Source organism: Sphingobacterium deserti (assembly GCF_000757725.1).
GTDB lineage: Bacteria > Bacteroidota > Bacteroidia > Sphingobacteriales > Sphingobacteriaceae > Sphingobacterium > Sphingobacterium deserti.
Genome location: NZ_JJMU01000014.1, coordinates 161,283 through 185,372, shown reverse-complemented (window position 1 = coordinate 185,372; position 24,090 = coordinate 161,283). Strand labels below are relative to the sequence as shown.

At 43.0% G+C, this 24,090-nt stretch carries 21 protein-coding genes; 13 read left to right on the top strand and 8 right to left on the bottom strand.

What is annotated here, in order from left to right; genetic code table 11:
• Positions 1–41: 41 nt before the first annotated feature.
• From DI53_RS05010 to DI53_RS04995, 4 genes are all read right to left on the bottom strand, one after another.
• Positions 42–419: a YtxH domain-containing protein gene (locus tag DI53_RS05010; RefSeq protein WP_052072076.1), complete on the bottom strand. Its 378-nt coding sequence runs from the start codon at positions 417–419 to the stop codon at positions 42–44.
• A 93-nt stretch (positions 420–512) separates the two neighbouring features.
• Positions 513–2,348: an ABC transporter ATP-binding protein gene (locus DI53_RS05005; protein ID WP_037496121.1), complete on the bottom strand. Its 1,836-nt coding sequence runs from the start codon at positions 2,346–2,348 to the stop codon at positions 513–515.
• Positions 2,349–2,400: 52 nt separating this feature from the next.
• Positions 2,401–2,952 carry a hypothetical protein gene (locus tag DI53_RS05000; protein WP_037496118.1) on the bottom strand — a complete coding sequence of 184 codons (552 nt, stop codon included), beginning with the start codon at positions 2,950–2,952 and terminating at the stop codon, positions 2,401–2,403.
• Positions 2,953–3,010: 58 nt separating this feature from the next.
• A complete protein-coding gene (locus DI53_RS04995) occupies positions 3,011–3,805 on the bottom strand; it encodes an SAM hydrolase/SAM-dependent halogenase family protein (RefSeq protein WP_037496116.1) in 795 nt (264 codons plus the stop codon).
• Between the two features lie 280 nt (positions 3,806–4,085).
• Between DI53_RS04995 and DI53_RS04985 the strand changes: the two genes are divergently transcribed.
• The 11 genes from DI53_RS04985 (at position 4,086) to DI53_RS04935 (ending at position 14,062) form a co-directional block, all read left to right on the top strand.
• On the top strand, positions 4,086–5,042 hold the full coding sequence (locus tag DI53_RS04985) for a PhoH family protein (RefSeq protein ID WP_037496111.1): 957 nt from the start codon (positions 4,086–4,088) through the stop codon (positions 5,040–5,042).
• A 36-nt stretch (positions 5,043–5,078) separates the two neighbouring features.
• The gene (locus DI53_RS04980) at positions 5,079–6,026 is read left to right on the top strand and encodes a phosphoribosylaminoimidazolesuccinocarboxamide synthase (RefSeq protein ID WP_037496108.1); all 948 of its coding nucleotides are present in this window, start codon (positions 5,079–5,081) and stop codon (positions 6,024–6,026) included.
• A gap of 137 nt (positions 6,027–6,163) precedes the next feature.
• Entirely contained in the window at positions 6,164–6,535 is a 372-nt protein-coding gene (locus DI53_RS04975; RefSeq protein ID WP_037496105.1) for an STAS domain-containing protein, read from the top strand.
• A 5-nt stretch (positions 6,536–6,540) separates the two neighbouring features.
• Positions 6,541–7,452 (top strand): ribonuclease Z, encoded by a 912-nt coding sequence (locus tag DI53_RS04970; protein ID WP_037496207.1) that lies wholly within the window; start codon positions 6,541–6,543, stop codon positions 7,450–7,452.
• 243 nt (positions 7,453–7,695) lie between these two features.
• Entirely contained in the window at positions 7,696–8,763 is a 1,068-nt protein-coding gene (gene hisC / locus DI53_RS04965) for a histidinol-phosphate transaminase (protein WP_037496101.1), read from the top strand.
• A 54-nt stretch (positions 8,764–8,817) separates the two neighbouring features.
• Positions 8,818–9,957, top strand: coding sequence for a bifunctional histidinol-phosphatase/imidazoleglycerol-phosphate dehydratase HisB (gene hisB, locus DI53_RS04960; RefSeq protein ID WP_037496099.1), 1,140 nt, complete (start codon positions 8,818–8,820; stop codon positions 9,955–9,957).
• Between the two features lie 128 nt (positions 9,958–10,085).
• Complete coding sequence (hisH, locus tag DI53_RS04955; protein ID WP_037496097.1) at positions 10,086–10,676, top strand: imidazole glycerol phosphate synthase subunit HisH; 591 nt, start codon at positions 10,086–10,088, stop codon at positions 10,674–10,676.
• Positions 10,677–10,902: 226 nt separating this feature from the next.
• Positions 10,903–11,655 (top strand): 1-(5-phosphoribosyl)-5-[(5-phosphoribosylamino)methylideneamino]imidazole-4-carboxamide isomerase, encoded by a 753-nt coding sequence (locus DI53_RS04950; protein ID WP_037496094.1) that lies wholly within the window; start codon positions 10,903–10,905, stop codon positions 11,653–11,655.
• A gap of 1 nt (position 11,656) precedes the next feature.
• On the top strand, positions 11,657–12,409 hold the full coding sequence (gene hisF, locus DI53_RS04945; protein WP_037496092.1) for an imidazole glycerol phosphate synthase subunit HisF: 753 nt from the start codon (positions 11,657–11,659) through the stop codon (positions 12,407–12,409).
• Positions 12,410–12,506: 97 nt separating this feature from the next.
• Positions 12,507–13,091 carry a bifunctional phosphoribosyl-AMP cyclohydrolase/phosphoribosyl-ATP diphosphatase HisIE gene (hisIE, locus tag DI53_RS04940; protein WP_037496089.1) on the top strand — a complete coding sequence of 195 codons (585 nt, stop codon included), beginning with the start codon at positions 12,507–12,509 and terminating at the stop codon, positions 13,089–13,091.
• A gap of 56 nt (positions 13,092–13,147) precedes the next feature.
• Entirely contained in the window at positions 13,148–14,062 is a 915-nt protein-coding gene (locus DI53_RS04935) for a WD40 repeat domain-containing protein (RefSeq protein ID WP_037496086.1), read from the top strand.
• Positions 14,063–14,331: 269 nt separating this feature from the next.
• On the opposite strand, the gene DI53_RS04930 is transcribed toward DI53_RS04935, so the two are convergent.
• The 4 genes from DI53_RS04930 to dacB all read right to left on the bottom strand — a co-directional run bounded on the left by DI53_RS04930 (position 14,332) and on the right by dacB (position 19,773).
• The gene (locus DI53_RS04930; protein ID WP_037496084.1) at positions 14,332–14,811 is read right to left on the bottom strand and encodes a GAF domain-containing protein; all 480 of its coding nucleotides are present in this window, start codon (positions 14,809–14,811) and stop codon (positions 14,332–14,334) included.
• Positions 14,812–14,940: 129 nt separating this feature from the next.
• Complete coding sequence (gene ruvA, locus DI53_RS04925; RefSeq protein WP_037496082.1) at positions 14,941–15,525, bottom strand: Holliday junction branch migration protein RuvA; 585 nt, start codon at positions 15,523–15,525, stop codon at positions 14,941–14,943.
• 366 nt (positions 15,526–15,891) lie between these two features.
• The gene (locus DI53_RS04920) at positions 15,892–18,168 is read right to left on the bottom strand and encodes an NADP-dependent malic enzyme (protein ID WP_037496079.1); all 2,277 of its coding nucleotides are present in this window, start codon (positions 18,166–18,168) and stop codon (positions 15,892–15,894) included.
• A 195-nt stretch (positions 18,169–18,363) separates the two neighbouring features.
• Complete coding sequence (dacB, locus tag DI53_RS04915) at positions 18,364–19,773, bottom strand: D-alanyl-D-alanine carboxypeptidase/D-alanyl-D-alanine endopeptidase (RefSeq protein ID WP_081939385.1); 1,410 nt, start codon at positions 19,771–19,773, stop codon at positions 18,364–18,366.
• A gap of 167 nt (positions 19,774–19,940) precedes the next feature.
• Between dacB and DI53_RS04910 the strand changes: the two genes are divergently transcribed.
• Both DI53_RS04910 and DI53_RS04905 read left to right on the top strand, forming a co-directional pair.
• Entirely contained in the window at positions 19,941–21,716 is a 1,776-nt protein-coding gene (locus DI53_RS04910; RefSeq protein ID WP_037496205.1) for an aminopeptidase P family protein, read from the top strand.
• A 4-nt stretch (positions 21,717–21,720) separates the two neighbouring features.
• Positions 21,721–23,967 (top strand): glycoside hydrolase family 20 protein, encoded by a 2,247-nt coding sequence (locus DI53_RS04905; protein WP_037496076.1) that lies wholly within the window; start codon positions 21,721–21,723, stop codon positions 23,965–23,967.
• Positions 23,968–24,090 lie beyond the last annotated feature (123 nt).

Sequence of the window (24,090 nt, the reverse complement as noted above, 5' to 3'; positions counted from 1 at the left end):
TACTTCACGTCGAAAACCGCGTTCTAGTCCAAATTCAGCACTTATGCTTTATTGATTTCTGATTTTGCTTCCGCGATCACATCATCTGCTTTATTTCCAGCTTGGTTTGCCGCTTCTGATGCTCTATTCGACCACTGTTGCGCTTTATCAGATGCAGAATCTAATGCTTGTTTGCCTGCTTCTTTCGCTTTATCTTTTAGATTTTCTAAATCTTCTTTTGCTGATTTAGCAAACTTAGCAGCACGTTTAGCCTCTTTCTTAGAAAGATCTTTAATTGATTTTGTTAAGCTTTTTACACCTTCGTTAGCACGATCAAGCTGACGCTTTCCATCTTCAGTACCTAACAAATAGTATGCTGCTGTTCCTGCTGCCAAACCTAAAAGTGCAAATGCGACTAATCCGTTCTTATTTTTTTCCATGATACATCGTTTTTATAATTTCTATAACCTATTTTGTATAGAAAAACAAGCATATCCTGAAAAGGTTTTAGTAAAATCGTATTTAACACATTTTTAACTAATGATCTTTTGCGCAGACTGAAGAGAATAAAGGTGATGATAGAGCCCACTACCTTTTGACATCAGCTCAACATGGTTGCCAATTTCTGATACACATCCGTTTTCCACGACAGCGATTTGATCTGCATCTTTTATCGTACTCAAGCGGTGTGCAATGATTATCGACGTGCGGTCACGCATCAACTCTTCCAGCGCGAGCTGCACTAAGCGCTCTGATTCTGAATCCAGTGAAGAGGTCGCTTCGTCCAAAATAAGAATAGCAGGATCTTTCAAAAGCGCACGCGCAATCGCAATTCGCTGCCGTTGTCCGCCCGATAATTTGACTCCACGTTCACCAACCAGTGTGTCATATCCTTGCGGAAAAGCCATAATGAAGTTATGGGCATTAGCGCGCTTTGCCGCTTCAACGATTTCTTCTGCATCTGCATCAAGACGGCCGTAGCCAATATTTTCACGAATGGTGCCGCCAAATAGCAGCACATCTTGCGGGACAATAGCAACTTGATTACGGATGTCCGTAAGTGAAAATTCGTGAGCATCGCGTCCGTCATAGGCAATTTTACCCGCCGATGCCTTATAGAATTGCAGTATGAGCGATGCAATGGTAGATTTTCCGGCACCGCTAGGCCCTACTAGGGCCAGTTTTTTTCCTGCTTCGACGTGGAAGGAAATGTCTTTCAAAATGGTGCTGTCTGGTCGGGAAGGGTAATTAAAGCCTACGTGACTGAAAGTTAATGAACCGTAAATTTTATTTTCAATCTCTTTGTTATGGTCGGAAATATTAATCGCTTCTTTTTCTTCATCAAGGATTTCAAGCACACGCTCACTCGCACCTAAGGAGCGCTGAATGTTTGCATACAATTCAGGAAAGCTGCCCATGGACCCTGCAACAAACATCGAGTAAAGAATATATGTCGTGAGATCACCCACGGTAATTTCGTGTAGAGCGACGAGGGATGCGCCGTACCAGATGACGGCAATGACAGCGCCGAAAATGCAGAAAATAATGAAAGATGCAAACATCCCTCGGTATGTAGCGCCACGCACCGCCAAGCTTACCACAGCATCCAGCTTACTCGCATAGCGCTTGGTTTCGTAATATTCATTAACAAATGCCTTTACATTGCTAATTCCTAATAGGGTTTCCTGTACTATGCTATTGGAATCAGCAAGCTGATCCTGCGCCTGTCGAGATAGATTGCGGATGAACCGGCCAAATATTATTGCTGTAACAACAATGATCGGCAGAATACAAAGATTCATCAATGCCAGCTTTGGAGATACAAAAACAAGTAAACATACACCGAAAGAAAGGCTAATAGTTTGGCGTAAAACCTCGGCCAAGGTGGTGGTTAACGTGTCCTGAATTTGCGCTAAATCTGCAGACAAACGACTGTTTAATTCACCTACACGTCTGTTGGAAAAAAATTCGATGGGTAAAGTAATCAGTTTATGATAAGTGTCTTTACGGATGTTCGAGAGTGCTTTTTCAGCAATCTCTACGAACAAGCGAATACGGCCAAAAGAAACAATGGATTGGAAGAGCAAGATAACCATGGAAATTGCTCCAATATGCAATACGTCTGATGGCAACCAGGGATAGGTTTGCCGACCTTGCGCGGCATCTATCATGGCGCCCAAAAGAGCAGGAAAGGTCAGCATGGTCAAGCTTGATAGGGTCAAAAAGATCATTCCCAACACAAATTTACCACGATAAGGGCGAAGGTAAGAGAAAATTTTTAAAGCTTTTTTCAGTAAATCCTTGTTTAGCTTGGGTTTGGGTAAATCTTCCGATTGGGTATTCCCACTGTTCAATCGCGCTCTGGCCATCCTTTTACTTGAATTTTGCCAACAAAAGTACGTTATTCTTTATAGGGGCTTATCAGTGTTGCGTCAAATTTTTGGTCTTCCCAACTCGTTTGTAGAGCGAATAGACAACAAATAAAAGGCCTAAGACGATCACACCTAACAGGTAGACAAAAAAGTTGCTCTTTTGGTCACTTTCACCCATTGTCCCGACCTCTTGGCGGAGCTTGTCATTTTCATCCTGTAGCTTAGTGATGGTTCTCATGTAAGCCGATACCTGCTTATCATATTCGCTGGCTAGCGCGGCGTGTCGGTCGCTTTCATAATCTTTTAAATCGAGCAAACGTTTGGTTTCAACAAAGATATTATTATCCGTAATGACGATTTCTTTCAAAATGTCAATGGACTTTTGCATATCTTTCTTTGTTTTGAAGATCCCAAAGATTCCGGTCTTTTTTGTGATACTCTCGTCATACTCCCCAAATCGGGCACTTCTTTGATCTAGGAGCTGGTTCACACGCAGCCGTTGCTGTTCATAATTTACGGAGTCACTATTAGTTTGTGCAAGCAGTGATAGCGTATGCACTTGCAAAGCCATTAAGAATATAAATTTTGCTATTTTCTTCATTTTATTTAGCATTATATCATGCAAAACCAGACTGGCGGAACGACTTCCGTTCAAGCGATTAACGGCGTTGATTGTCCAAAAATTCGATCATGATTATTTCGTCTTGATGCAGACCAAGCAGGCGGCTGGCATGCCCCTTGTTTATTGCGATTTCCAGAAAGTTACTGATGCCAAAAAGGCAAAGTTTTTCACCTTCAGGTACTTCATTGTAGTGCCAGCTGAGGCGGTTTATCGTTTCGTTGCGTTTGAAGTGCAGCTTAAAGCTGCGTCCGTTTTGCACATCGTTAAATAATTCTTTGCTGATATTGCTGATCACATTCCCGAAAGAGTCGATATAAGATACATGGCCCTTGATGGTACTATGATCCACCAAAGGTTGGATCATCACTTTCTTTAATGGCCTTTCGATGGGTTGGCCTATTGCTGAGAGGTCGCCGCCTTTGGCAATGTGGCAAGCGGCCTTCGTTAATATGTCTGCCAGCGGGAAATGTAGGTAGCGCAGATCTTGCATGATGTCAATCTCAAACAGTTCCTGCGGACTTTTATCGCCCAAGATAATTGAAAAAATACCATTATCGGCACCCACAAAAAAGTGGTTTTCGAATTTCATCATGGTGTAATGTGAGCCTTCCTGAAAAACGGTGTCAATGCCAATGAGGTGTACAGTGCCATTCGGGAAATAATGAAAGGCGTTCCGCAACACGACCGCCGCGCGTTGGATATCGAACGAAGGAATTTCGTGTGTGATATCCACCAAACGTACATCAGGCAATTGCGATATGATACTGCCTTTCAAGGCTGCCTGATAGAAGTCGCGGTGTCCAAGATCTGTTGTTAGCGTTATTACTCCCATAGTGTACCTCTTAAAGATACTAAAAAAGTTAAAGAAAAATGGTGAATTCCCTTCTGCCAAAAAAGGGACTACAAAAGTAATAAAAGAAAGTGCAATAAAGTTTTTAAAGATTGTAATTTGTCCTTTTTTTCGTGCCTCAGGTGAACCGATAATAATAGTTTGTATTTTTGATCTATTAAAAGGTTCCAATCCAGCTGATTATAAAAAGTTGTGTGTAGAGGTTGTACGTTTCCCGTGGAAAACAGTTATATTTATTACAGAAATTTAAAACGAACTAAATTTGAACGAAGTATTAATACAATTGGATGACGTCAATTTAATGACGTTATGGGGCGCCCAGAACGAACACTTCGAACTGGTGAAGAAAGGCTTTCCGAAACTTCGCTTGGTGGCTAGGGGAAACGAACTAAAAGTGCTGGGAGAGGAGTCAGAGCAAGCGCGTTTCAAGGAGGTTTTTCAACGTATTCTGAGCCATATCGAACAATTCCAATCATTAAACGCCAATGCTTTGGAAGACTTGGTTGGTGTACCTAACGGGAAGCTGGAGAAAAAGGATGTGGCGGAGCCTACGGGTTTTCGTGGCGAGCCGATTGTATATGGGCCTAACGGTCTCATCGTTCGGGCAAGAACGGCGAACCAACGTCGCATGGTGGATAGCATCGTAAAAAACGATATCCTTTTTGCGATAGGTCCTGCGGGTACTGGAAAAACCTACACAGCTGTAGCGCTAGCGGTACGCGCATTACGTAATAAAGAAATAAAACGTATCATTTTAACCCGGCCTGCCGTAGAAGCTGGAGAAAACCTAGGCTTTCTACCCGGAGATTTGAAAGAAAAAGTCGATCCATATTTACGACCTTTGTATGATGCATTGGATGATATGATTCCAGCTGACAAGCTTAAAGATTATCTCGAAAGGCGGGTAATTGAGGTAGCGCCACTTGCTTTTATGCGTGGACGTACCTTGGATAACTGTTTTGTGATTTTAGATGAGGCGCAAAATGCGACCGACATGCAGTTGAAGATGTTTTTGACGCGTATGGGGCCAACAGCTAAATTTATTGTAACAGGTGATTTGACGCAGATTGATTTACCTAAAAAGACACAATCAGGACTAGCTACAGCCGTGAAGCTTTTGGATAGTATTGAAGGTATTGAGATCATTCATCTAAGCGGAGCAGATGTCGTTAGGCACAAGCTTGTAAGACGGATTTTGGAAGCTTACGGAGATATTTAAAGAATACAATGAAAAACGTGCATCGCACGAATAAATATGAATGCAATAAACGAGACAAATTTTAATTTTAAAGGGCAAACAGCCTTTTACAGAGGGAAGGTTCGTGATGTATATACCATCGCGGATGAATATTTGGTAATGGTTGCGTCGGATCGTATATCGGCTTTCGATGTGGTTCTTCCTCGGGCCATTCCCTATAAAGGACAGGTCTTGAACCAAATCGCTGCTAAATTCTTAGAAGCTACCGCAGATATTTTACCGAATTGGGTAGTATCCGTTCCGGATCCTAGCGTAACAATAGGAAAGAAGTGTGAGCCATTTAAAGTGGAGATGGTTATCCGTGGATATTTGGCCGGACATGCTTGGCGTACCTACAGAGAGGGTGGCAGGGAGCTATGCGGCGTTTCACTGCCTGAAGGCCTTCGTGAAAATGATAAATTACCGGAGCCTATTATCACACCAACCACAAAGGCTGCTGTAGGGCATGATGAAGATATTTCACGCGAAGAGATAATTGCGCAAGGAATCGTTAGCGAGGAAGATTACGTACAGCTGGAAGCGTATACGCAAGCTCTTTATAAACGTGGAACGGAAATAGCGGCGGAAAGAGGGTTAATTTTGGTCGATACCAAGTATGAATTTGGGAAAAAGGATGGCGATATCTGTTTGATGGATGAAATACATACGCCAGACTCTTCACGTTATTTCTATGCTGAAGGTTACGAAGAACGGCAAGCACAGGAAAAACCGCAGAAGCAGTTGTCTAAGGAATTCGTGCGTCAATGGTTAATTGAAAACGGCTTTCAAGGCAAGGATGGGCAACATGTACCGGAAATGACCGATGAGATAGTAAATTCAATATCAGAAAGATATATTGAGCTTTACGAACATATCGCCGGGGAGAAATTTATTTATCCGGAAGCCGGCGAGGTGCTGATGCGCGTCGAGAACAACGTACAGCAGGCTTTGCAACGGATTGTTTAATAGTAAAGGTCTGCGTTAGACCAAATAAAATAGTTAAAGTCCTCGTGCTATCGCAATGGCACGAGGACTTCTAATCTTTGTTACGGCATTTTGAAATTACGTTGAAAATGCACGTCTAATTAAATTGGATATATAATATGAAGTTTACAGTTGATAAACATGAACGTTATGTCGTTATTGAGCCATTGACTGACTTCCTAAATGGGGAGGCAGCCGTAAAGTTGAAAGGAGAGTTTATGCTGCGAAATACCGGCGGACAGCGAAATATTGTGCTCAACCTTTGTCATGTACAAGATGCTGATGAAGATGGTATTCGAATGGGCTTGCTGGCTCGCAGATTGTGTAAGGCGTCTGGTGGTCTGTTCATTCTGACAGGATTGAACAAAAGGCTAACAGACCTCTTAAAGATCACGAATTTAGAAGGCTATTTTAAAATAGCGTCTACAGTTACGAAGGCTGAAGACATGATTTTTGGCAACGAAATCAGACTAGATTTAAGAGGAGAATAGCGATGGTGAGGTTTGAAGTTTTGATTTTGGGCAATAGCTCGGCAACACCGATGTATGGTCGCCATCCGACGTCCCAAATTCTCAATTTCAATGAGCAGCTTTTGTTGATTGATTGTGGGGAAGGAACGCAGATGCAACTTTTTCGCTATGGAATCCGCAGTACACGGATTAGCCATATCTTTATTAGCCATTTACATGGCGATCATTATTTGGGATTAGTAGGCCTCTTATCTTCACAGCATTTGATGGGGCGGCAGTCTGATCTTCATCTCTACGGACCAGCTCCTCTTAAGGAAATTCTAGATTTGCAATTTAAGCACTCCGATACAAGATTGCGTTACAACCTCATTTTCCATCCTACAAATCCAAATGAAAGAGCCGTTATCTTAGATCTTCCAAGCCTTAAGGTAAGCACCTTTCCCCTGCAACATCGCATCGCCTGTACCGGATTTCGATTTGAAGAAGGGGTGCGTCCGGCGACGTTAAACGTCGAGGAAGTAGAACGACAAAAGGTACCCACAGCATTTTTGAAGCTGCTAAAAAGAGGCGTTGATTGCGTGGATAAAAAAGGAATAGTTTACAAAGCAGCCGAATTAACGTTGCCAGGTGATAAGCCGCGCAGTTATGCGTTTTGCTCTGATACAATCATGAGTGATGCTTATTTTGAAGCTATACAAGATGTAAATCTTCTGTATCATGAATCTACTTTTTTGCATGATATGGTCGATCGTGCTAAAGAAACGTTTCATACAACCAGTAGAGAGGCTGCCGAAGTTGCAAAAGCGGTAAACGCGAAACAACTGCTTCTAGGACATTACTCTGCACGATATCGTGATTTGCAACCTCTGTTGGACGAGAGTCGTGCTGTTTTTCCAAACACGACGCTTTCTGAAGAGGGGAAATGGTTCGCTATATAAGTTGTGCACCGCACACCTATGCTTCTCAAGAGGGAGATTGTCGGTATTAATTTTTAAAAGCAAACTATCTAGCAACAATATCTCTGACTACTAGAAGAAAATGCAAAACAAGCGGATGATAGTATCATTCCCCCACTTAAAGGCATTATTAAGATAGCGCATAGAAAAATTCGTTTTTCATCAACATATTAATTTTGTAGACCTGAACAAATTATCTATGTTTACACCCTCAACAAAATAATTATGAAAGAGTCTTTCAACCTGGACGCTCTACTGAGGGATAACATTAAAAAATTAGTACCTTATTCATCTGCGCGCGATGAATTTAAAGGTGAGGCATCTGTTTTACTGGATGCTAACGAGAATGCTTTTGGCTCTCCTTACTCCAAGAACTACAACCGCTATCCCGACCCACTCCAGCATCATCTGAAAGAAAAACTCTATCAAATAAAAGGGATTCCTGCGGAGCATACTTTCCTGGGAAATGGTAGCGACGAGGCTATCGACATTTTGTTTCGCGCTTTCTGTGAGCCAGGCAGGGACAACGTGATCTTGGTGCCGCCGACATATGGCATGTATGAGGTGTCAGCAAATATCAACAATGTTGCTTACAAGAAGGTTAACTTAACAGCGTCCTACCAACTGGACCTCGATGGTATTGCCGCAGCAATAGATGCGTACACTAAATTGATATTTATCTGTTCGCCAAATAATCCGACGGGAAATAGCATTAATCGGCATGATATCGAAACGATACTGGTGAACTTTGATGGCATTGTAGTGATTGATGAAGCTTATATTAACTTTTCAAAACAGCCATCCTTTGCGCAGGCACTCCATGAGTTTCCAAACATGGTTGTTTTACAGACGCTGTCAAAGGCTTGGGGGCTTGCAGCATTACGTTTAGGGATGGCCTTCGCTAGCAAAGAAATTATTACTGTTTTTAATAAAATAAAACCACCATACAACATCAACCAAGCGACTCAAGAGATCGTTCTCGAGGCTTTATCGGGCATAGAACAGGTAAACGGATGGATCAAAAATATTGTTGTCGAACGTGATGAGCTTTCAGCCTTGTTAGCTGAACTTCCCCAAGTTGAGCATGTAACGCCTTCTGATGCCAACTTTATTTTAGTGAAACTTCAGGAGCCACGTAGCCTCTATAATTATTTGGTGGGTCGAGGAATCATCGTACGGGATCGTTCGAAAGTAGAATTGTGTGAAGGCTGTCTGCGTTTTACAATAGGTACACCGGATGAAAATGCTTTGATTTACCAGTCCGTTTGTGAATTTTATAATAATATAGATTAAAAAAATAAAGCCCTCTTTGAATAAACGAGGGCTGTTTAATACCTGATAACTTGTATGTCTGAACTATTAAAACGCGTTTTATTTATTGATCGAGATGGGACTTTGATCACCGAGCCGGAAGATGAGCAGATCGATTCTTTTGCGAAGCTAAAGTTTTATCCTGGCGCTTTGCAGTATCTTCCGCGCATTGCCAAAGAGTTGGATTTTGAATTAATTCTCGTTTCCAATCAAGATGGATTGGGCACTGATTCCCATCCCGAAGCAAATTTTTGGCCGGTACATAATTTTATCGTCGATACCTTTGCGGGCGAGGGCGTGACATTTGCGAAAGAACATATTGACCGAACCTTTCCTCATGAAAACGCGTTAACACGGAAGCCGGGCATTGGCATGTTGCAAGAATATTTCGATACAGAACGTTATAATTTGGCCGAATCTTTCGTTATAGGCGATCGGTTGAACGATGTGAAATTAGCGGAAAACCTTGGTGCGCGTGCGATATGGTTGCGTAATAATGACGAGCTGGGAAAGGCGGAGAATTTGATGCATAATGCCGATGTGGTAGCACTAGAAAGTGGCGATTGGAAATCTATTTATGAGTTTTTGAAGCTGGAGACCAGAACGGGTGAACATCGTCGTAAAACAAACGAAACAGATATTTTTATAGCATTAAACCTTGATGGTTCCGGGAAATCTTCTATAGATACGGGCTTGCCATTTTTTGATCATATGTTGGATCAGATTGCGAGACACGGCGCCATAGACCTGACCGTGCAGGCCAAAGGCGATCTTCACATCGATGAACATCATACGATTGAAGATACGGGCATAGCACTCGGTGAAATATTTTTGAAAGTTCTAGGGGATAAGCGCGGCATCGAACGCTATGCCTACACGTTGCCCATGGACGACTGCCTAGCGCAGGTCGCAATAGATTTTGGTGGCAGAAGCTGGATCGTTTGGGACGCAGCGTTTAAAAGAGAGAAGATCGGCGACATGCCTACCGAGATGTTTTTTCATTTCTTCAAATCTTTCTCTGATGCATCTAAGACAAACTTAAATATTAAAGCCGAAGGGGATAATGAACATCATAAGATAGAAGCCATTTTCAAGGCGTTTGCAAAATCTATCAAGAAGGCTGTGAGGCGGGATGCAGAAAACATGCAGTTGCCAAGCACTAAAGGTGTTTTATAATGCGCTGTGTGCCCCTAACAAACTCTATGGAGGCTATGACACGAGGAGCAGACAAATAATAGGGATAAATAGCTAGAGAACCAGCATTAAAATCCCAAATGCATTACTCACTACGCAATACGAATAACATGATAGGAATAGTTAATTACGGTGCCGGGAATATATTCTCCTTAACTGCGGCTTTGGATCGCGTTGGGCTGCTGTATGGAATGATTAACGAAGAGCAAGATTTCCATAGGTATGATCATATTATCATTCCCGGAGTGGGCCATGCGGGAGCGGCCATGCAGAAATTAAAAGAATCTGGTTTGGTAGATCATATTGTGGCACTTAAGAAGCCTGTTTTAGGGATCTGTGTAGGGATGCAATTATTGACAGCATATTCTGAAGAAGGAAATGCAAACCTTCTAGACTTAATTCCGTTAAATACGTTGCATTTTGATCAACGTATCGAGGGGAAAGTTCCACATATGGGTTGGAATAGCATTTCACCAAGCGGCGATAGTCCGCTATTTCATAATATTCCAGACGGCAGCTATGTGTATTTTGTACATTCTTACTTTATCGAATCAGACCCTGTGTTTTCGGCTGCTCAATGCCATTACGGCATAGATTTCTCGGCCGCAATACAACGAGATAATTTTTTCGGCGTCCAATTTCATCCGGAAAAATCCGGTAAAGTGGGCGAGCAATTGCTCTTAAATTTTGCCAAGCTATAAGTATATGATTTGTTTTTAATATCTTTAGAGGCTGTATTTTAATTTAAATACTGACCTTTGTTGTTTATAATTTTTTAAGTTTTAGCTCGTTAATGTATTACGTTTTTAGTATTTCGACTTTTAAGTTGTCATTTTTTAAGCTTTCGATTTGTCACTTTTAACTTATTACTTTTTTGACTTTTAACTTTTGACTTTTAACTTTTGACTTTTAACTTATTACTTAACTATGTATATCATACCTGCAATTGATGTTTTGGACAAGAAGGTTGTCCGTTTAAGAGAAGGTAATTATGACGATGTCACCACGTATGCAATTTCGTTGGAAGAACAGATCGAGAAATACCATGCCAACGGTACCGAAATTGTGCACATCATTGATTTGAATGGTGCAAAGGGAGATTTTAGTAATCAAGAATATCTGTTTGAAATTATTCAGAAGACGGATATGAAAGTGCAGTATGGCGGTGGCGTACGAAGTATAGATAAGGTAAAAGAACTTGTCGATGCAGGTATCTATCGGGTTATCGTGGGCACGCAAGCCATTACCAATCCTACATTTTTGGAAGATTTAAGCAAGCTTAACGAAGGCCGTGTTAAATATGCCGACCACATTGTGATTGCTATCGATGTGCTGGATGAGGTAATAAAGTACTCTGGTTGGTTAGAGAGTTCGCCAATAAAGCTTATTGAATACATCGATAAATGCTTGGCTTTAGGTTTTTTCCGGTTTTTATGTACAGACATTAGTAAGGATGGAAAGTTGGGCGGTGCTGGTGTAGAGCTCTATCAGAAATTATTGGATCATTCGCCAATTATTAAGTTGATTGGTTCCGGAGGCATAAGTTCTATGGACGATATTCGCGTATTGAAGGACCTTGGAAGGATGGAATCCTGTGTTGTAGGAAAAGCGATCTATGAGAACAAGATCACGATAGAAGAAATCAAGGATTGGAACTTAAAATCGCTCATTAATTTTTAATATGTTAGCTAAGCGTATCATCCCATGCCTTGATGTCAAAGATGGGCGTACGGTGAAAGGGGTAAACTTTGTGGATCTGCGCGATGCAGGTGACCCTGTCGAACTTGCTTGGCAATATTCCCAGCAAGGGGCGGATGAGCTTGTTTTTTTGGATATAACGGCTACGCACGAAAAGCGAAAAACCACGATAGAGCTGGTAAAGGCCGTAGCACGTCAAGTCAATATTCCTTTCACAATAGGTGGTGGTATCAACGAACTTCGAGACGCTGAAATTTTGCTAAACGCCGGCGCGGATAAGATTTCGATAAACTCTGCTGCTGTACGGCGTCCAGAGTTGATCAACGAGCTGGCAAGTGCTTTCGGTAGGCAGTTTGTCGTTATTGCCGTAGATACGCGTTATGTTGACGGTGGGAATTTTGTACATCTACGTGGTGGACGCGATAAAACGGAGATTGATACGGCTACATGGATACGAGAGGCAGAGGATCGGGGCGCCGGGGAAATTTTATTGACATCAATGGATCATGATGGTACAAAGAATGGTTTTGATAACGGATTTTTGAAGACAATAAACGACCAAATTCATATCCCTCTAATAGCATCTGGGGGCGCAGGCAGTGTACAACACTTTGTCGACACATTTCAACAGGCTAACGTAGATGCGGCACTGGCTGCTTCCGTATTTCATTACGGCGAGATCTTGATTCCTAATCTAAAACGCGTGTTGTACGAAGAAGGCATCGTGGTTAGATAACGTAGTATTATGTCGTATCGAATTATATTCTCACTTCTAACTTCGCACTTCTAACTTTTGAATTTTTACTTTTTACTTTTGAATTTTACTTTTTAACATGCTAGATTTTGGAAAGGGAGACGGATTAGTTCCCGTAGTTGTTCAGGATAATCAAACATTGGAAGTGCTGATGCTTGGCTACATGAATGAAGAAGCGTGGGAAAAAACCCAACAAGAGAAACGCGTAACGTTTTACTCTCGAAGCAAAAACAGGTTGTGGACAAAAGGAGAGGAGAGCGGAAATTTTCTAGATCTCGTTTCTTACCATGTCGATTGCGACCAAGATACACTTCTACTTAAGGTGGTGCCAGCTGGTCCTACTTGTCATACCGGCGCACGTAGTTGTTTCCAAACCGAATACAACCAAAACTTTATCTTAGCGTTAGAAGGTATAGTCCAGAAGCGCTACGACATTCCGTCGGAAACGTCTTACGTCAACAGTCTGCGCAACAAAGGAATTAACAAAATAGCCCAAAAGGTAGGGGAAGAAGCTGTAGAGACTGTCATCGCAGCGCTTGCAGAAACAGAGCATGATTTCATTAACGAATCATCGGATCTGTTGTTCCATTTATTGGTCTTGATACGTGAAAAAGGGCTTGACCTAAATACTTTGGCGAAAAACCTGGAAAGCCGTCATCAATAGCTTTCTAATGACATAAAACCTATCGAAGTGCTGTATATTTGTGCAGCACTTTTTTTATGTATACGATAGATATCTCTTTAAAAACGACATTATCCGGGCATCAGAATCCTATTTTTGCGCTTTCAGAAGGTTTGGATGCATCAAGTATTTTTAGCGCTGGTAACGACAAGGGTGTCGTTGAATGGGATTTGGAAACAGGAGTTTTTAAGCGAATAGTATGTGCCGTGCCCGCATCGGTATATTGCTTACACCTTGTGCCAGAATTATCCCTGCTACTGGTCGGGATGCGTAACGGCGAGATTTGGTGCGTTGATGTGGTAAGACAGCAACTCATTAAAAAAATGAATGTGGAGCGTGGCGCCATCTTCGCCATAAGCACGCTGACAGAGAAGCGCGAGATTATTGCTATTGGCGAGGAAGGCGTGGCCTATGTGTGGTCATTAGATAGCTTTGATCTGTTGTATCGTTTCACGGTGTCGAACACTACGGTACGTACCATACAACCTTATCGAAATAATAAACAACTTGTTTTCGGCGATAAGGATGGGTATATCTATTTATATGATGTAGCGGATTTTAAACAAATTGAAAAGCGTAAGATTCATCATATGCCTGTCACGGCTGTAGCCGTCAGTGATTTACACCTGTATACAGGAGGTCGAGATGCAAAGCTTTACCAATTGCAACAGAAAGATCTGAGCGTAGTTCGTGAGTTAACTCCCCACCTCTTTACTGTATATAGCATTCTACCTCATCCGCATTTGCCTATTATTGCGACTGTAAGCCGGGATAAGTCGATAAAAATATGGGACAGCACAAGTTTAGCTCTACTTAAAAATATTAGTTTGGAAAGAGGATATGACAGCCACCGACTTTCTATCAATACAGCGATGTGGATCGAGGATAAGTTAGTCACAGCGGGAGATGATAAGCTTCTTAAAGTTTGGGACGTTTCCTTAATAAGTAAGTAGCTGCTTGTTATCTTGTGGTTTTTAGAGGGATTGTCCAACCCACATTCCTTCGTTCCTTCGCCAGGACATGGCCGTACTTTTGAGGGGCAAAAGGTACGCAAAACCCCGTCGCTTGAAACCTTTGCAGGGCGGGGAAGTGCTTTGGCAAATTTCAACATATTGCAAAGCTTTCGATGCGACATATCGCTCAATAAGGGGCAGGTGCATTTGTTTTGAGCTCAATGTAGATCCTTACTACGCATCACTCATTACCCAATACTCACTACGCACTACACATTACCCACTACCAATTTCGCTATTTCTACCAGGTGTTGCTGATCTACTTCATCAAAATGGTTAATGTATTCGCTATCCACATCTAGCACCGCTATACACTCCTTATCTTTAAAAACCGGAACGACAATTTCCGATCTGGAGAGCGAGCTACAGGCGATATGACCCGGGAATGCATCCACATCAGGAACGATGATCGTTTCCTGACGTTTCCAGGCGCCACCACATACACCTTTTCCGTAAGCTATTCGTGTACAGGCTACCGGTCCTTGAAATGGACCTAAAACAAGCTGTTCGCCTTTAACAAGGTAGAAGCCTACCCACCAAAAATTAAACTGCTCTTTAAGGGCAGCAGAGACATTAGCCATATTTGCAATGATATCGTCTTCGCCTTGCAGTAGTGCGCTGATCTGTTTTGTCAGCAATTCATACTGTTCTTTTTTGGAGCCCTTTGCAATGGTTAAGTCTTCAGCCATATTGTGTGTGCGTTTTATGTTATACAAAGATAGGCGTTCGAGTGCAAATAGATGTCATGACGCAGTTAAGATGTAGTGCGGGGAGCGCTTCATCATTCGGGAGATATACGAAGGGGTTTGCGGAAATTCTTACAAACGCTTTAATGCAGCTTTTATCAACGCTTCAACAGAAAGCGTAGGATCTGCGGTCACCAAGCTGTTTAATACCTTCTCCGCTTGCGGCTTTCCAAAACCCAGCATCACCAGTGCTGTCAGTGCTTCTTCACTGATAGATAGCTTGGCGGCCGGCAGCGGAATCAACGCATCAGGGCCTTGTTTTTTCAATTTATCCTGAAGTTCTAAAATCACGCGCTGAGCAGATTTAGGCCCAATACCTTTTATCTTCTGGATCACTTGCACCTGCCCGTTGACGATAGCGCTCTGTATTTCTTCTGGTGAAATTGAGGAAAGCATCATTCTCCCGGTATTTGGACCGATGCCGGAAACCGAAATCAGGTGGTTGAAGAGCTGCCGTTCGCCTTCGGTGGCGAAGCCATAAAGCGTATGCGCATCCTCCCGCACTTGAAAGGAAATGTATAGCTTACACTGCTCCAAATCCTTGATCTGTGAAAAAGTTGTCAGCGAGATATGCACATGATAGCCGATGCCGGAAACATCTAGGATAACATGTGTTGGAGCCTTAAACACGAGTTTACCACTGAAATAATCGTACATTTAAAGGGGGGTTAAAAAGTAAAAAGTAAAAATTAAAAAGTCAAAAGTGAGAAGTCAAAAGTGACAAATTAAAAAGTAAAAAGTAAAAATTAAAAAGTCAAAAATGAGAAGTCAAAAGTGACAAATTAAAAAGTAAAAATTAAAAAGTGATAAAATAAAAAGTTAAAATTAGAAAGTGAAAAATCACAAATCAAATCTTAATGGCCAACGCTGAAAAATGCGCCATTGCGAGGAAGTATGACGACTGCCTAAGGCAGCAAATTTAAAATTTTAGCACCTAAGATGCTTCGTCGTACTTCCTCTATCTCGCAATGGCTTGGTGCCCGCTTTTTACGCGGGCTCTTTTTGCAATGCTTTTACGCGCGTTTAGTTGGCGGATTTTTCGTGCTCCTGAACATCCACAACTGCAATTGTCACCATGTTAACAATTTCGCGTACCGAACTGTCTAATTGAAGCACGTGTACGGGTTTGTTCATTCCTAAAAGAATAGGACCTACGGCTTCTGCGTTGCCTACTTCTTGTAAAAGCTTGTAGGCGATGTTTCCAGATTCCAAGTTAGGGAAAACCAATGTATTTGCTGCCTGTCCGTTTAATACGCTGAAAGGGAAGTTCGCTTTTAGCAGTTCGCTATTCAGGGCAAAATTCGCCTGTATGTCGCCATCTACAATAATGTCTGGCGCTTTTTCACGGAGAATTTTGGCTGTTTCGCGTACTTTGGTAGCAACTCGACCGTCGTTTGAGCCAAAGTTAGAATAAGACAATAAAGCAATTCTCGGTTTAATATTGAATCGCTTGATAGCATCTTCCAACAGCATGGTTATTTCGGCTAACTCTTGTGGATTAGGATCTTCATTTACCGTCGTATCTCCGAAAAATATAGGTCCTTTCGTTGTTAGCATCATGTACATTCCAGCTACACGACTATTCGGCTTTGCTCCGATAACCTGCAAGGCAGGTTTGATGGTAGCCCCGTAGTTTCTGGTCAGTCCGGAAATCAAGGTATCTGCTTCACCAAACTGCACCATCGACGCCGCAAAGTAATTGCGATTAATTAATAACTTCCTTGCATCTTTCTCCGAAATACCTCTGCGCTGTCTTTTTTTGTATAGGTGTTGTGCAAATTTGTTGAAACGCTCTGTTTCAGTCTCTTCATTTGGATCGATAACCGGAACCCCAGCTAAATCAAAATCATATTCCTTGATCAGATTTTCTATCTTTTGCTTGTTCCCCAATAATATCGGGAAAGCGATCTTTTCTTCGTTAACGATTTGTGCTGCACGTAACGTTTTGTAGTTATCCGCTTCAGCAAATACAACTCGTTTCGGGTTAAGTTTTGCTTTCGTTGTCAGGTTGCGCATAATGCCATCATCCTTACCAAGACGCTTCCGCAAATCATCCCTGTATTTATCCCAGTCAGTTATCTCCACGCGAGCCACACCTGAAGCTATCGCCGCTTTTGCTACCGCAACGGACACTTCGGTAATTAGCCGAGGATCTGTTGGTTTGGGTATAATATAGTCTGGACCGAATTTTAAGTTGCTGGTGTCGTAGGCTTGGTTCACCTCTTCCGGTACAGGTTGTTTTGCCAATGCTGCCAAAGCTTGTACGGCGGCAATTTTCATGTCTTCATTAATTCCGGTTGCGCGAACATCTAGTGCCCCGCGGAAAATGTAAGGGAAGCCTAAAACATTGTTTACCTGGTTTGGAAAATCAGAACGTCCAGTACCCATAATCACATCATCACGTGTCGCGACAGCAAGATCATAGGCTATTTCTGGGTTAGGATTTGCCATCGCCAACACAATTGGGCGCGGATTCATAGAAAGCAACATGTCCGGGGTTAAGACGTCGGCAGCAGACAGTCCAATGAATACATCGGATCCTTGGACCGCTTCTTCCAATGTACGGATGTCACGGTCTGTTGCGAACTCAGCTTTTGTTTTATCTAAGTTCTCGCGATCCGTGCGAATGACACCTTTACTGTCAAGCATCACAATGTTTTCTTTCTTTGCACCTACAGACATATACATGCCCGTACAAGAAATGGCGGCAGCACCTGCTCCGTTGACGACAATTTTGATTTCGCTGATGTCTTTGCCGATCAACTCGCAGGCATTAATTAGTGCAGCGCCTGAGATGATGGCCGTACCATGCTGATCATCGTGCATAACCGGTATATTCATCTCCGCTTTCAAGCGTCGTTCTATTTCGAAGCATTCAGGCGCTTTAATATCTTCCAGATTGACGCCACCAAAAGTGGGCTCTAAAGCCTTCACTATATTAACAAATTCGTCGACGTTTTTAGTGTCCAATTCGATATCGAAAACGTCGATATCTGCAAAGATTTTAAATAGCAAGCCTTTCCCTTCCATAACAGGCTTACCTGCTTGTGCACCAATATCTCCAAGCCCAAGTACCGCAGTACCATTACTAATCACCGCAACCAAATTACCTTTTGACGTATATTTGTAAGCATCCTCTGGGTTCTCGGCGATTGCCAGACACGGCTCGGCTACTCCCGGTGAATATGCTAATGATAAATCCCGTTGCGAATTGTGCGGTTTGGTAGGCACGACAGCAATTTTTCCGGGTCTCCCCATTGCATGGTAATCCAGCGCGTCTTTTTTTCTGTTGTTACTCATTTTTCTAAGTAAAAAATAAAAAGTAAAAATAAAAGACGGAACTTTGGATAGCTTTAATTTCCCTGAATTCAGCAGTATTGCCAAGATCAGGGTTGCAGTTAACCTTGATTCCTTCTGGTATCTTTACTAACAATAAATATTAAATGTCAGGTTACAAAGCTAAAACATCAAAGGTGAATTAACTAATTTTTGAGATTATTTCAGATTATCCAATAGCTTAAACATATCTTGCCGCATGGCCGCACTGCTTCCAGAATAGTTGTTTATCAAGAGCGAGAAGGTGAATGCAGCTTCTTGATATCCGGTGTAGCCCAAAACGCCACCTATCGTGCCGCTTTTCATCGTCATACCGTTAATGTTAGGCAAGCTTTTCCGAAAGTCATTAAACCAAGGGCGTCCTTTAGCATAGTGCATTATTTTAGCGATCGCCATGGTCGTGACGCGATTCTGCGGAGAAAGGCCTGAGCCATCTTCAATATGAAGTTCGCTCGAAGAAATTTTTAGCTTTTGCTCCCAATATTTGGCTAGAAGCTTCGCAGCTTGTTGGGTATCAGATTTATTGCCGCTAAGCTGGCCAAAGCTTTTCAGCAATGCTTCGCCGTACAAGTTTATGCTCTTCTGATTGAACCAATGAACAATTTCTTTAAGGGGGGGAGATGTATGCGTATCTAATGCCGTTTTCGACGAGGTTAGTCGTTCCCCTTGATTCATCATGCGTTTGCTTGTGGTCGCTATACTATCTACTAATATATCCTGATCGTTCAAAGCCTGCAAAAGCTCGCTGGCAAGGTGTAGGGCAGGGTCGGGCATAGATGCTTCAATCTTTTTATTCAAGTCTTTGCCATACGTACCGCGCAGGTAGATTAATGTACTATAGGGGGAAGAGTAAGCATAGACGTTATCGCCTGAGCCAGCAGTACCTGTCGTCACCTCGTTTACAATGGTGACGTGGCCTTGTTTGATTTCATCGCGAAGCTTAGCTGGCTGTCCGACTGCACCTGCTACGAAGTTTAATCCGAATTTGTTTTCGCGCCAATTAAGACCAGAAATGCCAGCGCCATAATAATTACCAATATCGTTCCAGCTCCAACCACCTGGAACATCATTCCCATTGTAAAAAAGATCATCACCAATAATGCGCCCATGGATGGCTTTGATGCCGGCATTTTTGATGGTGTAAATCCATTTATTTAATAGCGTTTCGCCGTTAGCCTGTGGATAACGATCACTGCCCAGCGTAGGATCGCCGGTGCCGCTCACGATGATATCACCCTGGAGAACGCCCAAACTGTCAATGGAGCCGGTGTAGCTCAATTGTGTTTTGTATGTATAATTAGGTCCTAAAATGTCCAATGCCGTAACCGACGTGATAACCTTCAGTGTGGAGGCTGTTGGCAGTCCAGTCATTCCATTATCGGAAAAAACAATTTCGCCAGTTTGGCCATCCAGCACGGTAAAGGATGCTAAACCATTTGTTAGTTTTGAAGACTTGCTAAACGTTTGATAAGCAGTAGCGATCTTTTCCTTTTTAGATTGTGCTATGGAATATGTGCTGGTAAACAGGCCCGCGGACAGGGTCAATATTGAAATTATAAGTGTATTCATACGCATATTCTTTTAGACAAACATATCGAATTTTAGTTTCATTTCACTGAAAATAAAAGCAGTGTTCATCCTTTCATCCCGAAATTATTACCTGGTAAATAAACTTGGCCGTTACCAAGTCTATGACATATTCTTTAACTTGCACGCACACCAGAAAAATGAACAACATGACACATATAGCACGTTTAAACGCCATCCGGGCTGCGATGGCCGACCGTGGAATCGACGCGTATATTATACCCTCATCAGATCCACATATTAGCGAATACTTGCCAGAGCGTTACAGATGCATTGCTTGGACATCAGGCTTCACCGGATCTGCGGGAACTTTGGCTATCACGAAAGATTTTGCCGGATTATGGACAGATTCGCGCTATTTTGTACAGGCGAATGAGCAGCTAGCGGGAACAGGTTTTGAACTGGTCAAGCTAAAAGCACAGGGTGCCGCGGAGTATGCTTCGTGGTTGGCTGATACGCTGCCAGCGGGGAGCACGGTGGCATTTGACGGAAATTTGGCGTCTTTGTCTGTTGCACAAGCGGTAGAAGAGGCTTTAGCGCCAGTAGATATCCGCGTGGACGGTCACGTCGATTTGTTGGAAACAGTATGGGAAGGGCGTCCCAACTTGCCCGTTGAAAAAGCATACCTTTTAAATAATCAGCAAACAGGGGAATCTACAATGGATAAAATTGCCCGTGTAAAAGCTAAACTAAAGGAGAAGCATGCAGCTGCACATATCGTGTCAACCCTAGACGATTTAGCTTGGTTACTGAATATCCGCGGTAGCGATGTAAAATGTAATCCCGTAGTGCTTGGTTTTTTCCTGATTGATGAAAGCAAAACCACCCTTTTTATAGACGGTGCCAAATTGAGTGAAAGCGATCGTGAACGCTTAAAGCAGTCGGACGTGGAAATACGTCGTTATGAAGAAGCGTTCGCAGCGGTAGCGAGCCTAGACGCAAAATCTATACTGATTGATCCGAAACGTACCTGCTTCGCCATGTATGATAGTGTGCCAGCGACGACAAAAATCATAGAAGATATCAATCCCTCCACCCGTTTAAAAGCGGTGAAAAATGCCGTGGAAATTGCGCATACGCGAAACGCCATGTTGAAAGATGGTGTCGCGATGACTCGGTTTTTTAAATGGGTAGAAGAGGAAGTTTCACATGGAAAGTTGAGCGAGCTCGCTATTGCAGAACAGTTGCAGGAATTTCGGGCGGCCGGCGACGACTTTGTGGATATATCTTTTGACACCATTGCGGGCTATCTGGAACATGGTGCATTGCCCCACTACAAAGCTACAGAAGAAAGTAATGCAATCCTTGCGCCCAAAGGTTTGCTGCTTGTAGATTCGGGCGGGCAATATAAAGACGGTACTACGGACATCACACGCGTTGTGTCTTTAGGCCAGCCTACAGAACGCGAAAAGGCGGATTACACCATCGTATTGAAAGGAACCATTGAAGGCAGTCTTGCCATTTTTCCTTCAGGAACGCGCGGTTATCAAATCGATGCCATTACGCGCCGCCCTATCTGGGAAACGTTGCGCAACTATGGGCATGGGACGGGACATGGCGTGGGCTTCTTTCTGAATGTACACGAAGGGCCGCATACATTCAACCCTTCCAATGTTGATATCCCGGTTGAAGAGGGGATGATAACCTCTATCGAGCCGGGGCTGTACCGTGAAGGTGAATACGGTATCCGTATCGAAAACCTTGTGCTGAGCCGGGCCTTGGAAACCAATCAATTTGGTGAATTCATGCATTTTGAAACTCTTACCTTATGTTATATCGCCACAGACCTGGTTGAAAAATCATTGTTAGACAGTAAGCATATCGACTGGTTAAATGCATATAATGCCTGGGTATTTAAGTCGCTAGCCGAACATTTGACGACGGAAGAAGCTGCTTGGTTGGAGAATAAAACACGCGCAATTTAATACCATGTCGAGAATAGTAATAATTGCTCTGCTGGCCTTTTGTTGCCTGTCGAGCACTGTACGTGCGCAAGAAACGCTAATTCCCCGTCCACAAAAGATGGAGGTGCGTCCGGGAGCCTTTCCTTTTGATAAATTATCTCTCGCTGGCGGGGATAAAACCAATGAGGCTCATTATCTGGAAACGCAATGGCGGTCGATTTTGGAGAAAAAACCTTCCCGCGGGGATGGTAAGGGTACTGTCAAGCTACTTCTTGAACCTAGTAAGGGAGATCATCCTGAGGCTTATAAGTTGCTGGTCCACGCAGGTGGTGTGGAGATAAGATCCAGCAGCAGCACTGGAGTTTTTTATGGTGTCCAAACCTTATTGCAACTTTTGGAGGAACATAGGCATGAAGCCTCCCTGCCATATTTAGAAATCACAGATTATCCGCGATTTGGCTATCGAGGGATGCATCTCGACGTTTGCAGGCATTTCTTCAGCGTGGAGGAAGTGAAGCATTTTTTGGATTATATTGCAGCCTATAAAATCAATAAATTTCATTGGCACCTAACGGATGACCAAGGCTGGCGGATAGAAATTAAATCCCATCCGAAACTAACCCGAATCGGGGCTTTTCGTGAGCGAAAGCCATTTGATGGCGATGCACAAAAAACGGCTGATTCAACAGTTTACGGTGGGTTCTACACGCAGGATCAGATCAGGGATGTAGTAGCTTATGCTGCAAGCCTGCATATAGAAGTAATTCCAGAGATCGAGATGCCTGGGCATGCGCAGGCAGCTTTAGCAGCGTATCCAGAATTGTCCTGCACCGGAGGGCCATTTTCTGTTGGCGTTAATTGGGGCGTTATGAAAGATATTTTTTGTCCGAAGGAAGAAACATTCGCTTTGCTGGAAGATGTTATTGACGAGATAATACCTCTTTTCCCGAGTTCATATATTCATATCGGGGGTGATGAAGCACCCAAAGATCGCTGGAAGGCCTGTGCGCATTGCCAGGCATTGATTAAGAAAGAAGAATTGAAGGATGAGCATGAATTGCAGAGCTACTTCATTACGCGGATGGAAAAATACATCAATTCTAAAGGGAAGAAGATCATTGGTTGGGATGAGATTTTGGAAGGTGGACTGGCACCAAATGCTACGGTGATGAGCTGGACAGGGATTGAAGGGGGCATTCAGGCTGCCAAATCGGGTCACGATGCTATTATGACGCCGGCCTCACACGTTTATTTTGACTATTATCAGGGAAACCCGCAAACAGAACCGTTGGCATTCTCCGCTGATTTACCTTTGGAGCAGGTATACAGCTACAACCCTATTCCGGAAGCATTGACAGACGAAGAGGCGAAACATATTTTGGGCACCCAAGCAAATATGTGGACCGAATATATACCTAATTTTAAACAGGTGGAATATATGCTTTTTCCACGGTTGATGGCCTTAGCAGAAGTCGCTTGGGGTACATCCAATCCCACCTCTTATAAGTCTTTTGAAGATAGAGTCGTCAGCCAGTTCAAGCTATTGGATCGGAAAAATATCCATTACAGCAAAGCTATTTTTGAAGTTGTGGGTGAGGCCTCTCGAGATGCGGATAAGTTAAATTATACACTAAGCACGCGAAAAGATCCCTTATCTATACGCTACACCCGTGATGGTAGCGAACCCCAAGAGAAATCTTTTGTTTACAAAGACGTGATAAACGTTGGCGACGCAACACTTATTAAAGCCGCCTATTTCGAAAATGGAAAGAAAATCAGCCATACCATTAATCAGCATTTTGTACATTCGAAAGCAACTGGCAAACCAATACAGCTTGCCGAAGCGCCACATGCAAATTACGCGGAAGGCGGTGCAGCAGCATTGGTAGATGGTATTTTAGGTTCTCGAGCTGTGCACAAGAAGCATTGGCTCGGTTTTATTAGGAAGGACGTAGAGGCCACTATAGATTTGCAGAACGTGGACACAATAGCGAGCGTAGGTGTATCGGTATTAGAGAATAAAGGGATTGGCGCACATTATCCAGCATCTATAACTGTGCTTACATCGACAGATAACCAAACATTTCGAACCGTGAAAACGCTAATGGTTGAAGAGATCCGCAAGGCGGACGGTTTTGTTAAGTTGGCTATTACGCCGCAAAAAGCACGTTACGTTAAGTTCGTGGTGAAAAGCAGTGGGAAAATCGCCGCGGGAAACCCGCTTGAAGGAACAGATAGTTGGCTGTTTGTTGATGAAATCACGCTCGACTAATAGAAAACCCAATGAAGGGGTCTAAAAAGTGATGATTTTCGTCATTGCGAGAAGGAGGAACGACGACGAAGCAATCTTAGCAAAACAACAATGCAGATTGGTTTCCTTGGGAGGTCGTCATAC

Coding starts and splice junctions, on each gene's coding strand:
- DI53_RS05010 (WP_052072076.1), bottom strand. CDS start 419: ATGGAAAAAAATAAGAACGGATTAGTCGCATTTGCACTTTTAGGTTTG.
- hisH (WP_037496097.1), top strand. CDS start 10,086: ATGATAGGAATAGTTAATTACGGTGCCGGGAATATATTCTCCTTAACT.
- DI53_RS04975 (WP_037496105.1), top strand. CDS start 6,164: ATGAAGTTTACAGTTGATAAACATGAACGTTATGTCGTTATTGAGCCA.
- ruvA (WP_037496082.1), bottom strand. CDS start 15,525: ATGTACGATTATTTCAGTGGTAAACTCGTGTTTAAGGCTCCAACACAT.
- DI53_RS04930 (WP_037496084.1), bottom strand. CDS start 14,811: ATGGCTGAAGACTTAACCATTGCAAAGGGCTCCAAAAAAGAACAGTAT.
- DI53_RS04980 (WP_037496108.1), top strand. CDS start 5,079: ATGAATGCAATAAACGAGACAAATTTTAATTTTAAAGGGCAAACAGCC.
- DI53_RS05005 (WP_037496121.1), bottom strand. CDS start 2,348: ATGGCCAGAGCGCGATTGAACAGTGGGAATACCCAATCGGAAGATTTA.
- hisF (WP_037496092.1), top strand. CDS start 11,657: ATGTTAGCTAAGCGTATCATCCCATGCCTTGATGTCAAAGATGGGCGT.
- DI53_RS05000 (WP_037496118.1), bottom strand. CDS start 2,952: ATGAAGAAAATAGCAAAATTTATATTCTTAATGGCTTTGCAAGTGCAT.
- DI53_RS04905 (WP_037496076.1), top strand. CDS start 21,721: ATGTCGAGAATAGTAATAATTGCTCTGCTGGCCTTTTGTTGCCTGTCG.
- hisC (WP_037496101.1), top strand. CDS start 7,696: ATGAAAGAGTCTTTCAACCTGGACGCTCTACTGAGGGATAACATTAAA.
- DI53_RS04910 (WP_037496205.1), top strand. CDS start 19,941: ATGACACATATAGCACGTTTAAACGCCATCCGGGCTGCGATGGCCGAC.
- DI53_RS04935 (WP_037496086.1), top strand. CDS start 13,148: ATGTATACGATAGATATCTCTTTAAAAACGACATTATCCGGGCATCAG.
- hisB (WP_037496099.1), top strand. CDS start 8,818: ATGTCTGAACTATTAAAACGCGTTTTATTTATTGATCGAGATGGGACT.
- DI53_RS04920 (WP_037496079.1), bottom strand. CDS start 18,168: ATGAGTAACAACAGAAAAAAAGACGCGCTGGATTACCATGCAATGGGG.
- hisIE (WP_037496089.1), top strand. CDS start 12,507: ATGCTAGATTTTGGAAAGGGAGACGGATTAGTTCCCGTAGTTGTTCAG.
- dacB (WP_081939385.1), bottom strand. CDS start 19,773: ATGAATACACTTATAATTTCAATATTGACCCTGTCCGCGGGCCTGTTT.
- DI53_RS04995 (WP_037496116.1), bottom strand. CDS start 3,805: ATGGGAGTAATAACGCTAACAACAGATCTTGGACACCGCGACTTCTAT.
- DI53_RS04950 (WP_037496094.1), top strand. CDS start 10,903: ATGTATATCATACCTGCAATTGATGTTTTGGACAAGAAGGTTGTCCGT.